The organism is Winogradskyella sp., assembly GCF_003712105.1.
Classification (GTDB): Bacteria; Bacteroidota; Bacteroidia; order Flavobacteriales; family Flavobacteriaceae; genus Winogradskyella.
Genome location: NZ_RHLG01000001.1, coordinates 752,659 through 765,322 on the forward strand (window position 1 = coordinate 752,659; position 12,664 = coordinate 765,322).

Sequence of the window (12,664 nt, forward strand, 5' to 3'; positions counted from 1 at the left end):
AATCATATGAAGATTATAAAATACTTGAGTTTTTTAGCTGTTATTTTAATCTTTTTCACTTGTAAAAATGATTCAGAAAAAACACCGATTGAAAATGAAAGCGCTGAATCTGAAAATTCGAAATATAATGGGCCAACATTATTTTCATATTTAGATCCATCAGTTACAAACATAGATTTTAATAATCAACTTGTCGAGAAAGACAATTTTAACATTATTCTTTATGAGTATATGTATAATGGTGGTGGTGTTGCAATTGGAGACATCAATAACGATGGTTTAGATGACATTTATTTTTCAGGAAATACGGTTAGTAATAAGCTCTATTTAAATTTGGGTGATTTTAAATTTAAAGATATTACAGAATCTGCTAATGTAAATGGAGGTGAAGGCTTTAAAACAGGCGTAACGATGGCAGACATTAATAACGATGGTTTTTTGGATATCTATGTTTGCAAATCCACCGCTCCCAAAATAGAAAATCGAAAGAACTTAGTGTATATTAATAATGGCGACGAAACTTTTACTGAAAAAGGGGAAGTGTTAGGTTTGGCGGATTCTAGATATTCTGTTCAGGCGTATTTCTTTGATTCTGATGGGGACAATGACTTAGATGTATATGTACTTAATCATTCTTATAACCTTAAAGAAGCAAACACCATTTTACTTGAAAAAAATGAAAAAGGTGAAATAGTACCTGCTATTCCCAAAGATTTTACGTATCTCTCTAATCGTTTGTATATTAATAATGGCGACAAATTCACGGACCAATCACAAAAAGCAGGAATCTTAAATGATGCATTTAGTTTAAGTGCTGTCATAGGAGATTTTAACAACGATTTTAAACCAGATATATATGTCTGCAATGATTATGCTAAACCAGATAGATTGCTCATTAATAAAGGAAATAATAGGTTTGAGGATGAAATAGAAAGCTACTTTAGTCATACTTCATTTTCTTCGATGGGATCAGATTTTGCCGATTTAAATAATAATGGATATCAGGATTTATTAACCTTAGACATGGCACCAAATAAAAATTATCGTCGTAAAATGATGATAATGATGCAAAATTATGACAAGTTTGAAAAAATGGTGAGTCATAACTACGGTGCACAATATGCAGCAAACATTCTTAATATTAATAATGGTAATGAAACGTTCTCAGATTTTTCTTTTTTAAATAATGTTGCACAAACTGAGTGGAGTTGGTCTGTACTTTTGGCCGATTTTAATAACGACGGACTAAAGGATGTACACATCACAAACGGATATATGCGTGATATCACTAATAAGGATTATGCTAGGTATAGAATGGATGAGCTTCAGAAAAAACTAAATCTAAAACAGATAACGCTTAAACAGTGGGTTGAAGAAATACCAAGTGAACCCGTAACAGCGTTTTTATTTAAGAATGAAGGCAATAATAATTTCAAAGACTATTCTGAAAATTGGGATAGTGGTAAACCTACATTTTCAAATGGCTCTGCATATGTAGATTTAAATAATGATGGTTACTTAGACCTTGTGGTTAATAATATTAATGAATCTCCGTTTATCATGAAAAATAACGGGAAGCAAATAGCCGAGAATAATTTTATATCTGTTGGTTTCCAATTTCAAAAAAATAAAATAGCCACTGGTACAATTGGTAAACTAACGTTGTCAAATGGAACTGTTTTAACAGAAGTGTATAATCCTACTAGAGGGTTCTTATCATCTTCTCATCATAAATTACACTATGGAATTAAAAAGGGGTTAGTTGCTGAAAAATTAGAAATTATCTGGCCAGATAAAAAAACACAAATCATCGAAACCCCTGAATTAAACACAACAATTTTATTAGACTATAAACCCACTTCAAACTATATTGCTGAAACCGAAAAGAATCTTTATTTCGAAGATAAAACAGATGTTTTAGGTAAAGGATTTTCCCATACTGAAAATGAGTTTATAGATTTTAAGCGTGAACCCTTACTACATCATAAGTATAGTGAAGAAGGTCCTGCTGTTACAATTGCCGATGTTAATGGTGATGGATTAGACGATGTATATCTTGGCGGAGCAAAAGATTTTCCTGGAAAACTGTTTTTACAAAATACTTCAGGCTCATTCGACTACAAATATTTGCAAAGCTTTGAGATTGACAAAACTCATGAAGACACGGATGCAGAGTTTTTTGATGCCAACAAAGATGGTAATATAGATTTGTATGTTGTTAGTGGAGGAAATGAAAACAGAGCTAACGCTCAAACTTACCTAGATCGACTCTATTTGGGTGATGGGAAAGGAAATTTTACCCGAATACGAAATGCATTACCAGAAATCTACACGAGTGGTTCTGTGATAAAAATACATGATATTGATGGTGATGGTCAAGAAGATGTATTTATTGGTTCAAGGGTTGTTCCTGGGCGTTATCCACAAACGCCAAGAAGCTATATTTTAAAAAATGAAAATGGCATGTTCAAAGACGTAACTTCCCAATGGGCAAGGACAATATCGTCGGTTGGCATGGTGACTGATGCTGAGTTTGGAGACATAGATAATGACGGGATTAACGAATTAATAGTTGCTGGAGAATGGATGCCAGTTTCTATATTCAAATTTGAAAATGGCACTTATGTGAATAAGACCAAAGATTACGGATTAGACGAAAAAATTGGTTGGTGGAACGCCATTAGTATTGCTGATATTAATGGCGATGGTTTTAAAGATATTTTGGCAGGCAACTTGGGGCTTAATAGTATTTTTAAAGCTACGGATAGCGAGCCTACGCAATTATATTACAAGGACTTTGATGGTAATGGTAGTATGGACGCCGTAATTACTACTTATATTGAAGGTGTTAGTTATCCGCTTCATAATCGTGATCGAATGTTAGACCAGATGGTAATGCTTAAAAAACGGTTTACACGTTATGCACCTTATGCTAATGCTACAATGACAGATATTTTTACACCCGAAGAGCTTAAAGATGTAAAGCTTTTAAAGGCAAATCATTTTCAACATTCAATATTTATAAATAATTCTGGCGCATCTTTTACAAGCCAAAATTTGCCTCAAGAAACCCAGGTGTCAGTGCTAAATGATGCGATATTTCACGACCTAAATAATGATGGAAACTTAGATGTAATTACTGGTGGAAATTTCTATGGAACAGATGCTGAATATGGAAGATATGATGCATCAATTGGTACAACGCTTTTAAATACTGGTGACGGTAATCTCAACGCTATTTCTCCGTCTGATAGTGGTCTAAAAATAGGAGGCAATGTTCAGCACATTAAGAAGATTAGTGTAAATAACAAACCACACGTATTAGTGATTAGAAATAATGCACCAGCAAGCTTAATTGAAATTATTAACGAGTAAAATCTATCTGCTAATTTCCATCTCCTATTATAAGTGTCTGTTTTCTGCTGTCTATAATGTTGTGTAGTAAATAGAAAGGACTTACTAAAACAAAGACAATACATAGAATAGGGCTAAGCAGTAATAACAAAATAATCTTTTTCATAGCATTTATTTTTGTTTTACAATGCAAATATCGCCCAGGTAAACACACAAAATGGATACTATATTGACTAATTTTGATAGGATATTATCGTAATTGAGCTGTCTAAAACTATTTAAAATTACCAATTAAGTTAACTTTTAGATGTGTTTTAGATAATTTTGTATACATTTTTGATAATTTCGCACACATATTTCATAGAACTGAGACTTAATTTTGTTACAACTGTGAAAAATCGGAAGCCACTTTTAGAAAAGATTACTCCTGAGTTTGGTAGTTCTATTCATGTTAATAAACACGAGACTTACATAGGTGAGAACAAACCGTTCTGGCACTTTCATCCAGAATTAGAGTTAGTTTACGTCAATAAAGGAAAAGGCAAACGGCATATAGGTAATCATCTGTCCTACTTTAACAACAGCCAGCTATTGCTTTTGGGGTCTAACCTTCCGCATTATGGTTTTGTAGATCGATTAACACTAAACGGAACAGAAACAATAATACAGTTTAAGCCAGATTTTTTGGGAGTAAGTTTTTTTGACATCCCTGAAATGACTGCTATTAATCAACTTTTTGAGCGGTCAAAAATGGGTGTGCTTTTTGGAAGAACAGTAAAGGATAAATTAGGATATAAAATAGAACAGTTGGCAGATAAATCGGGTTTTGAGAGGATCTTAGCAGTGCTAGATATTTTAAACGCTTTAGCTAAAACTAGCGATTATAAAATATTAAACGCCGATGGGTTTGTCTTTGAAACCGAACCACAGGACAATGCTAAAATTAATATTATTTATAAACACATAAACGAGAACTTTAAAGAGCATATTAGTTTAAGTGAAATCTCTGAAAAAGTAAGTATGTCCATACCTGCGTTTTGTAGATATTTTAAAAAAGTTACGGGTAAAACCTTTACCAAATTAGTTAATGAATTTAGAATAGTGCATGCAACAAAACTCCTTTCAGAAAGTCAATTAAGCATAACAAATATTTGTTTTGAGTGCGGTTTTAATAATTTTTCGCATTTCAATAGGCTATTCAAAGAGTTTACAGGCAAAAGCGCTTCAAAATATAGAAAAGAACTTAAATCAATGGTGAAGTATGAATGATAAAATAGAAATTGCAATAGAGTATTATTCAGTAAAACAGAAAGAGATTTTGGACACTGTTAATTCAAGTTCTGAACTGACAGCAGAAGATATTATCCATTACGGTGAAGAGTTGAATATTATTGAAAACAAGATGACAGCACTAGAGGTAGCAAAAGAAAACTAGAAGATTCAAATAGGGTTTTTTAGCATCTATAATACAGTCATTTTTCTCCATTCCACTCTGCAAAAAATTGATTCAAATACCGCTCCATAAACACATGTCTTTGCGCAGCGATTTTTTTACCAGAAATAGTATTCATTTGGTCTTTAAGCAATAGTAGCTTCTCGTAAAAATGGTTAATTGTAGGTGCTTCTGAAGTTTTGTATTCTTCTTTAGTCATACTAAGGTTTGGTTCTATTTCAGGATTGTATAATGCTCTGTTTTTAAAACCTCCATAGTTAAAACATCTTGCAATACCAATTGCTCCTATAGCATCTAATCTATCAGCATCTTGAACAACTTCTAACTCTTTTGAAGTAAATTTCACTCCATTTTCTAATGCGTTTTTAAATGATATGTTTTCTATAATGGAAACTACGTGCTCAATGATTTTAGAATCTACATTTTCATTGAATAAAAATTCTCGAGCTTTTTTTGGACCGATAGTTTCATCACCATCATGAAACTTAGAATCAGCAATATCATGAAGCAAGGAAGCTAATGAAACAATGGTTGTATTAACATTTTCGTGTTTGGAAATAAGTATGGCATTTTTATAAACACGTTCCGTATGAAACCAATCATGACCGCCTTCAGCATTCTTAAGTTCAGTCTTAACAAAAGCAATTGTTTTTTCTATAACTGAGTCCATAATACTAAATAATTGCTGTTTTTATAGTCGCTTCAATGTCATTGATGAGTAAGGTTTTATCTTCAAAATCTGACAATTCCAATGGTTTATGTACGGTAAATTTTATGTGTGCACCAAGCCCCATTGGGAACTTTCCGTATTTAAGTGTTTTCCATGAGTTGTTTACAGTCACTGGAAGAATAATAGCATTTGGTGCATGCTTAAACATGGTTAAAAGACCATTAGTTTTAAAGGGTTTTGGGTTGCCATCTCTACTACGTGTGCCTTCAGGAAAAATTACTGCAGCCCAATTATTCTCTACTATTCGCTTAGCAAAATCTTCAATAGCTTTAAGCGCTTGTTTTGCGTCTTTTCTATCTATAAGAACCGAGCCACCATGTCTAAGGTTGTACGAAATGCTAGGTATACCTTTCCCTAGTTCCTTTTTACTCACAAATTTTACATGATGTTTACGCAAATACCAAATCAATGGCGGAATATCGTACATGCTCTGATGATTGGAGACTATGATTACAGGTCGACCAGTAGCAATTTTATGCGGATTATTAAAACTAAAGCGTGTGCCTAAGATGTTAAGACTACGCATTAAAAAAAATTGCATCCAATCCACACTTATTTTATGCGCTTTGTAGCCAAAAAGATTATGACTAAACCATTGGATTGGATGAAAAACAACTAGTGTTAATCCAAAAAACAGGAAATAAATAATCGTCAGTAGATAAGCTAGAATTTTAATCATGCTGTAAAAATAAAAAACCACGATGTTAATCGTGGTTTTTTATTTAGAATACTTTAAACAACTAGCAATGCTCATTGTATGCGTCCATAAGGTTTTCTGCAATTAATTCTGCAGGACGACCTTCGATATGATGACGCTCTAGCATGTGCACTAACTCACCATCTTTAAATAACGCCATACTTGGAGAACTTGGTGGAAATGGCACCATATATTCTCTCGCTTTGTCTGTTGCTTCTCTATCTACACCTGCAAATACAGTAACAAGGTTACTTGGCTTTTTTGCATTGTCTAGACTCATACGAGCACCAGGTCTTGCATTTGCTGCAGCACAGCCACAAACCGAATTTACAACAACAAGCGTTGTTCCTTCTTTTGCAATAGCATTATCCACAGCTTCTGTAGTATGTAGTTCTTCAAAACCAACGTTTGTTAAATCCTCACGCATAGGTTTTACTAATTCTGCTGGATACATATAATTCTTTTTTAATTAACACTTTTTATTCCGAATTTCTCGGACAGCAAAGATACGCAAATTTATACGTTAACAATCAGTATATAGTAGTTAGAATAAATGGCGCTATCGCGTTTTTCAATAGTAACAAAAACAAAAAATAATCTACTAACATATAGTATATTTGATATTGATTACAAATAATAGATAGATGAGTTTTTCAAAATGGATAGGTGCGGCAATTGGATGGTCTTTTGGAGGTCCAATCGGGGCAATAATTGGTATGGCTTTAGGCAGTATTATTGATAATGCTGCGGATACACCACTGTTAGGCGAGCGTCAGGGAAGTAAAACCAAAAGTAAAAAGCGAAACCCATATCAGCAACGCCCTACATATCAAAGAAAAAGACAACAAGAGCGAAGAGCACAAACACGTTCAGGAGATTTTGAGGTGAGTTTACTCATTTTAGCATCGGTTGTCATAAAGGCGGATGGAAAGCAAGACCAACGCGAACTCGACTTTGTACGCCAGCAGTTTACTAACATGTACGGCAAAGACCGTGCGAACAAAGCATTTCGATTATTTAAAGGAATCGCTAAACAAAATATATCAACACGTAAAGTATGCATGCAGATTAAGCAAATGATGGATCATGCGTCACGTTTGCAATTGTTACATTTTTTGTTTGGTATTGCTAAAGCAGATGGGTTAGTTACCAAAGATGAGATTAAACAGATTTATACCATATCTGGATACTTAGGCATTAGCAGTAGAGACTATGAGAGTATTAAAGCTATGTTTTATAATAGCACTGATAATGCGTATAAAATTTTAGAAATTGATAAGAGTGTTTCAGACGATGAGGTCAAACGTGCTTATAGGAAAATGGCTAAGAAATACCATCCAGATCGCGTAAGTCATCTTGGAGAAGAACATCGTGAAGGTGCTGAAGAGAAATTTAGGCAAGTTCAAGAATCTTACGAGCATATTCAGAAAGAACGCGGGTTTAAATAGTAAATGAGCTATTTTTGAAATTTATTTTATCGTTACAAAATTAATTTTAGACTAATCTAAAAATATATTTATATTTGCAAAAATAAAAATTGAGATGCTTGTAAGGATTTTGCTGTTTTTCTTTTCATTTAGTACTATAATTGCTCAGAATATTGAGGTTAAAGGAGTAGTTGTAAATACCGATCTGCCTGTTGCATTCGCTTCAGTCAACTTTAAAAGTGAAGGCAATTTATATACAGCTTATTCCGATGACAACGGAAAATTCAATTTGAAAATTCCATATGGAACCTATGAGGTGAGTTCGTCTGCAATAGGACTTAAGGTTAAAAACAAAACCATTATAATCTCAGAAACAAATAAAGACAATCTTCAAATTATTCTTGTCGAAGATTTATTAGGGCTCGATGAAGTTGTAGTTAGTGCTACGCGTAATAGAGTCAATAAAAAAGAAGCACCTATAGTTGTGAATACATTAGGAGAGAAACTTATAAATGCAACACAAGCTATTGCAGTTTCGGAGAGCCTTAACTATTCACCAGGTGTACGTGTTGAAACCAATTGCCAAAATTGTGGGTTTACTCAGGTAAGACTTAATGGCCTCGATGGAAGCTACTCTCAAATTTTGGTTAACAGCCGGGCAGTATTTAGTGCATTAAATAGTGTCTATGGTTTAGAGCAAATTCCAACCCAAATTATTGACCGTGTTGAGATTGTACGGAGTGGTGGTTCAGCATTATTTGGATCTAATGCAATAGCAGGTACTATAAATATAATTACAAAAGACCCTGTACTGAACACATGGGAAGTAGGTAGTTATTTAGGCTTAATTGATGGTGATACACCTGATAGAATTTTAAACTTCAACGCATCTTTAGTATCAGACGATTTAAAAAGTGGCGCTACGTTTTACGGCATCTACAGAAATAGAAACTCGTGGGATGCCAATGGTGATGGTTTTACTGAAGTGGTTGAACTTAAAAACACCACTTTTGGCACAAAACTATATTACAAACCTACAGACAGAAGCCGATTAACGCTAGACGCTACAATTATTAATGAGTACAGACGTGGAGGTGACCGATTGAATTTACCACCGCACTTAACAGATATTACCGAAGAGCTTGACCACAATACTATTATGGGTGGTTTGAGTTATGATTTGAGCAATGAAGAAAACACAAATCAGTATTCTATATATAGTTCTGTACAGTATACAGATAGAGATAGTTATTATGGCGGCCTTGGAGGTGGGCGCACAGCGCAAGATAGTTTAACAGCATTAAATGCTTATGGTATCACTAAAGATTTGGCCTTAGCAAATGGGTTTCAGTTTACAAAACAATTTAAAAAAGATGTTCTTACTGCTGGAGTCGAATATAACTTTAGTAATACCGAAGACATTATCTTAGGGTATAATCGATTGATAGACCAGGATGTTCATACAACTGGTATCTATGCCCAATACGAATGGAAGCCTAACACTAAATTTTCAGCTTTGGTAGGTTCGCGTATAGATAATATTAATGTAGACGGAAATTATACAGTAGGTGCTATTCAACGTAGTGTAGATATTTCACAAACTACTCTTAATCCAAGACTAACTTTGGCTTATGAGTTTACAGATGACCTAAAATTCCGTGGTGGTTATGCACGTGGTTTTAGAGCACCGCAAGCGTTTAATGAAGATTTACACATTTCGTCAGTTGGAGGCGAGCCTCAATTTGTAATCTTGTCTAATAATTTAGAAGCTGAATTTTCTAATGCTTTTACAAGTTCTTTGAATTATACTAAAGAGATTAATACAACACAGACTAACGTTTTAATTGAAGGATTTTACACCAGTTTAGATAATCCGTTCACCTTAGTAAGTACTGGAGCTCAATTGTCTAATGGTTCGATAGTTGAAGAGGTAAGGAATGGCGAAGGAGCAAGGGTTTATGGGGCTAATTTTGAGTTTGGCGTTTCGCCTTCTAAGAAATGGTTATTTCAGTTAGGTGGTACGCTTCAACGTTCAGAATATGATCAGCCACAAGTGTTGTTTGAAGCTGATGGGAGTAACCCAAATGAAACCGATATTCGTGTATCTGAATTTACCAGAAACCCAAATTTTTATGGATATCTAAATACTAATTTCACGCCTAATGATACCTATAGCTTTTCAGTTACTGGAACTTACACTGGAGAAATGATAGTGCCTTTTGTAATTAGTGATTCGGGGTTTTTACAATTAAATGAAAGTAACCCGTTTTTCGATTTAAATATAAATGCTGAAGCCCATTTTGATGTGTCTAACGATTTTGAGGTGACTTTAAATGCTGGAGTTAAGAATGTGTTTAATAGTTATCAAGATGATTTTGATATTGGGCCAACACGAGACTCCGATTATGTTTATGGACCAGCATTACCACGTACGTTTTTTGTAGGAATTAAAATAGGAAAATCTCATTAAGAAATAATGAAATTAATAAAGCTAAATAATTATTTCTGTCAGGTTGAGCGTAGTCGAAACCTCATCAAACTGAGCAGTTTTTTATTGATGTTTTTAATATCTTTTGGCGCTTTCGCTCAAAATAATAGGGTCAATTGGCTTTCATTTGAAGAGCTAGAACAAGAGTTAATAAAGGAACCTAAAAAGGTACTTATAGAGTTTTATGCCGATTGGTGTGTGTATTGCAAAAAAATGGAACAATCTGTTTTTTCAAAACCCGAAATAAAAAAGATGCTAGGTGAAGATTATTATGCCGTTCGGTTTAATGTAGAGACCAACGATACGATTAGGTTTGGAGGTAATCGTTTTATTAATAAAAATTGGGGTAAACGACGCAATGCATTTCATGAAATTCCTGAACTATTAGCAGGACGACAAGACAAGCCACTTGAGTTACCCGCTACAGTTATTTTAAACGAAAATTTTGAAATCACAAACCGCTATTACCGATATATTTCACCGAAAGAAATGCTTTCAATTTTAAAAGAATAATTATGTTACTAACACTTACAGAAGAAAACTACCTTAAGGCTATTTACCATCTTAGTGAAGATGGCAGCACTGTTGTAAGTACAAATGCCATAGCAGATAAAATTGAAACCAAAGCCTCTTCGGTTACAGATATGCTAAAGAAACTCGCTGAAAAAAACTTAATAACACATATTAAATATAAAGGTGTTACATTAACAGAGACAGGCCGACGTACAGCAATAAATATTGTTCGTAAACATAGGCTTTGGGAAGTGTTTTTGGTAGAAAAATTAAACTTTTCCTGGGATGAGGTTCATGATGTTGCTGAGCAATTAGAGCATATAAAGTCACCAAAGCTTATTAAGGAATTAGATGCGTTTTTAGAGTTTCCTACTCATGACCCACATGGTGATCCAATCCCAAATGCGAACGGAAAAATAAAGCAGACCAAAAAAATTATACTATCTAATGCTCAAAATAATATCAATTATGCATGTGTAGGCGTAATAGACTCTTCTTCAGAATTTTTAAAATACTTAGACAAACACAATATAAGCATAGGTACATCTTTAAAAGTTATCGATAAGGAAAAATTTGACTTATCCATGACAATAGTTATAGGTGATAAAACTATGGTTATGTCTCAGGCTATAACCTCAAATATTTATGTTAAAGCCCATAATGGGCAATAAATAATGCAATAAATGAATGAAATCATACAATATTTCGAATCAATAGATCCAGTTTTAGGTGCATTCTATGCGTCATTATTTACTTGGATATTGACTGCTGCTGGTGCAGCGCTAGTATTTTTCTTTAAAGGAATGAATCGAGCCTTATTAGATGGCATGCTTGGTTTTACAGGTGGTGTTATGGTAGCCGCAAGTTTTTGGAGTTTACTGGCTCCAGGAATAGAAATGAGTTCAGGTGAAGGATTTGTAAAAGTCATTCCGTCAGCAGTTGGTTTTGCCTTAGGCGCATTGTTTTTGTTTGGATTAGACAAAATATTACCACACTTGCATATTAATTTTAGAGAAGATGAAAAAGAAGGTGTTAAGACACCATGGCGCAGAACAACCCTACTTGTATTAGCTATTACTTTACATAACATCCCAGAAGGACTAGCTGTTGGTGTTTTATTTGGCGGTGTTGCAGCAGGTATTCCTGAAGCTACAATTGGCGGTGCCGTAGCCTTGGCACTTGGTATTGGTATACAAAATTTCCCTGAAGGCTTAGCAGTATCTATGCCAATGCGTCGTCAAGGCATTAGTAAATTCAAAAGTTTTTGGTACGGACAATTATCAGCGATTGTTGAGCCTATTGCCGCGGTCATAGGTGCATTAGCAGTAACATTCTTTACGCCAATATTACCTTATGCCTTAGCATTTGCTGCTGGTGCTATGATATTTGTTGTAGTCGAAGAAGTAATTCCAGAAACGCAAAGAGATAAGTACACGGATATTGCTACTCTTGGATTTATTGGTGGCTTTATTGTGATGATGACGCTCGATGTAGCACTTGGATGATTTTTTGTCACATGAAGTAAAAATGAAAGTCTTTAAATCAAATTAGATTTAAATAATGAAAAAATTACTTTCACTAAGTTTACTATGTATGGTATCCTTTTCCTTTTCTCAGAACTATCCTAATCAAATAATTAAGGATTCAACAAGCATTTCAGGAATTGTAAGTCTAAATGAAGCGATAGACTTTGATGGTGTAGAGGTTAAATTTAAAGAAGTGATTAAGGACTCGCGTTGCCCAAAAACAGTAATGTGTGTTAGAGCAGGTGAAGCTGAAATTATAGTCTCAATTTTTAAAAACGGGGAATTTATTAAAGACCAAAGAGTAATTATTGATGCTTCTGGTTTAGTAGTAGAAAAAAATAATCTAGTTTTAAAGTCAGAGGATTATGAAATCTATGGATTTTCGCTTTCACCTTATCCTACATCTCCTAAAGAAATTAGTGGTGAATTGTACAGTTTAGAATTAGTATACAGGTCTATTGTAGAACGTTAGGTAT

The 12,664-nt window shown here is 34.0% G+C and carries 12 protein-coding genes; 9 read left to right on the forward strand and 3 right to left on the reverse strand.

Features of this window, described 5'->3' with window-relative positions:
• The first annotated feature begins 6 nt into the window (after window positions 1-6).
• The 3 genes from ED556_RS03525 to ED556_RS03535 all read left to right on the forward strand — a co-directional run bounded on the left by ED556_RS03525 (window position 7) and on the right by ED556_RS03535 (window position 4,789).
• Complete coding sequence (locus tag ED556_RS03525; protein ID WP_296319393.1) at window positions 7-3,375, forward strand: VCBS repeat-containing protein; 3,369 nt, start codon at window positions 7-9, stop codon at window positions 3,373-3,375.
• Between the two features lie 369 nt (window positions 3,376-3,744).
• The gene (locus ED556_RS03530) at window positions 3,745-4,623 is read left to right on the forward strand and encodes an AraC family transcriptional regulator (protein ID WP_296319396.1); all 879 of its coding nucleotides are present in this window, start codon (window positions 3,745-3,747) and stop codon (window positions 4,621-4,623) included.
• Window positions 4,616-4,789, forward strand: coding sequence for a hypothetical protein (locus ED556_RS03535; protein WP_296319398.1), 174 nt, complete (start codon window positions 4,616-4,618; stop codon window positions 4,787-4,789). Before ED556_RS03530 ends, ED556_RS03535 begins: the two co-directional genes overlap by 8 nt.
• A 37-nt stretch (window positions 4,790-4,826) precedes the next feature.
• Here the strand turns inward: ED556_RS03535 and ED556_RS03540 are convergent, their stop codons facing one another.
• The 3 genes from ED556_RS03540 to ED556_RS03550 all read right to left on the reverse strand — a co-directional run bounded on the left by ED556_RS03540 (window position 4,827) and on the right by ED556_RS03550 (window position 6,688).
• Window positions 4,827-5,477, reverse strand: coding sequence for an HD domain-containing protein (locus ED556_RS03540; RefSeq protein WP_296319399.1), 651 nt, complete (start codon window positions 5,475-5,477; stop codon window positions 4,827-4,829).
• 4 nt (window positions 5,478-5,481) lie between these two features.
• On the reverse strand, window positions 5,482-6,216 hold the full coding sequence (locus ED556_RS03545) for a lysophospholipid acyltransferase family protein (RefSeq protein ID WP_296319401.1): 735 nt from the start codon (window positions 6,214-6,216) through the stop codon (window positions 5,482-5,484).
• Between the two features lie 61 nt (window positions 6,217-6,277).
• Complete coding sequence (locus tag ED556_RS03550; protein ID WP_296319403.1) at window positions 6,278-6,688, reverse strand: BrxA/BrxB family bacilliredoxin; 411 nt, start codon at window positions 6,686-6,688, stop codon at window positions 6,278-6,280.
• A gap of 190 nt (window positions 6,689-6,878) precedes the next feature.
• On the opposite strand from ED556_RS03550, the gene ED556_RS03555 reads away from it, so the two are divergent.
• The 6 genes from ED556_RS03555 to ED556_RS03580 all read left to right on the forward strand — a co-directional run bounded on the left by ED556_RS03555 (window position 6,879) and on the right by ED556_RS03580 (window position 12,660).
• Window positions 6,879-7,682 carry a TerB family tellurite resistance protein gene (locus ED556_RS03555; RefSeq protein WP_296319405.1) on the forward strand — a complete coding sequence of 268 codons (804 nt, stop codon included), beginning with the start codon at window positions 6,879-6,881 and terminating at the stop codon, window positions 7,680-7,682.
• A 94-nt stretch (window positions 7,683-7,776) separates the two neighbouring features.
• Window positions 7,777-10,131: a TonB-dependent receptor gene (locus ED556_RS03560; RefSeq protein ID WP_296319407.1), complete on the forward strand. Its 2,355-nt coding sequence runs from the start codon at window positions 7,777-7,779 to the stop codon at window positions 10,129-10,131.
• 6 nt (window positions 10,132-10,137) lie between these two features.
• Window positions 10,138-10,662 carry a thioredoxin family protein gene (locus ED556_RS03565; protein ID WP_296319409.1) on the forward strand — a complete coding sequence of 175 codons (525 nt, stop codon included), beginning with the start codon at window positions 10,138-10,140 and terminating at the stop codon, window positions 10,660-10,662.
• 2 nt (window positions 10,663-10,664) lie between these two features.
• Window positions 10,665-11,333: a metal-dependent transcriptional regulator gene (locus ED556_RS03570; RefSeq protein ID WP_296319411.1), complete on the forward strand. Its 669-nt coding sequence runs from the start codon at window positions 10,665-10,667 to the stop codon at window positions 11,331-11,333.
• Window positions 11,334-11,345: 12 nt separating this feature from the next.
• Complete coding sequence (locus ED556_RS03575) at window positions 11,346-12,167, forward strand: ZIP family metal transporter (protein ID WP_296319413.1); 822 nt, start codon at window positions 11,346-11,348, stop codon at window positions 12,165-12,167.
• Between the two features lie 55 nt (window positions 12,168-12,222).
• The gene (locus ED556_RS03580) at window positions 12,223-12,660 is read left to right on the forward strand and encodes a hypothetical protein (RefSeq protein WP_296319417.1); all 438 of its coding nucleotides are present in this window, start codon (window positions 12,223-12,225) and stop codon (window positions 12,658-12,660) included.
• Window positions 12,661-12,664: the final 4 nt, after the last annotated feature.

Excerpts from the sequence above, each read along its gene's own strand:
- ED556_RS03525 (WP_296319393.1), top strand. The coding sequence starts at position 7 with ATGAAGATTATAAAATACTTGAGTTTTTTAGCTGTTATTTTAATCTTT.
- ED556_RS03535 (WP_296319398.1), top strand. The coding sequence starts at position 4,616 with ATGAATGATAAAATAGAAATTGCAATAGAGTATTATTCAGTAAAACAG.
- ED556_RS03540 (WP_296319399.1), bottom strand. The coding sequence starts at position 5,477 with ATGGACTCAGTTATAGAAAAAACAATTGCTTTTGTTAAGACTGAACTT.
- ED556_RS03545 (WP_296319401.1), bottom strand. The coding sequence starts at position 6,216 with ATGATTAAAATTCTAGCTTATCTACTGACGATTATTTATTTCCTGTTT.
- ED556_RS03550 (WP_296319403.1), bottom strand. The coding sequence starts at position 6,688 with ATGTATCCAGCAGAATTAGTAAAACCTATGCGTGAGGATTTAACAAAC.
- ED556_RS03555 (WP_296319405.1), top strand. The coding sequence starts at position 6,879 with ATGAGTTTTTCAAAATGGATAGGTGCGGCAATTGGATGGTCTTTTGGA.
- ED556_RS03560 (WP_296319407.1), top strand. The coding sequence starts at position 7,777 with ATGCTTGTAAGGATTTTGCTGTTTTTCTTTTCATTTAGTACTATAATT.
- ED556_RS03565 (WP_296319409.1), top strand. The coding sequence starts at position 10,138 with ATGAAATTAATAAAGCTAAATAATTATTTCTGTCAGGTTGAGCGTAGT.
- ED556_RS03570 (WP_296319411.1), top strand. The coding sequence starts at position 10,665 with ATGTTACTAACACTTACAGAAGAAAACTACCTTAAGGCTATTTACCAT.
- ED556_RS03575 (WP_296319413.1), top strand. The coding sequence starts at position 11,346 with ATGAATGAAATCATACAATATTTCGAATCAATAGATCCAGTTTTAGGT.
- ED556_RS03580 (WP_296319417.1), top strand. The coding sequence starts at position 12,223 with ATGAAAAAATTACTTTCACTAAGTTTACTATGTATGGTATCCTTTTCC.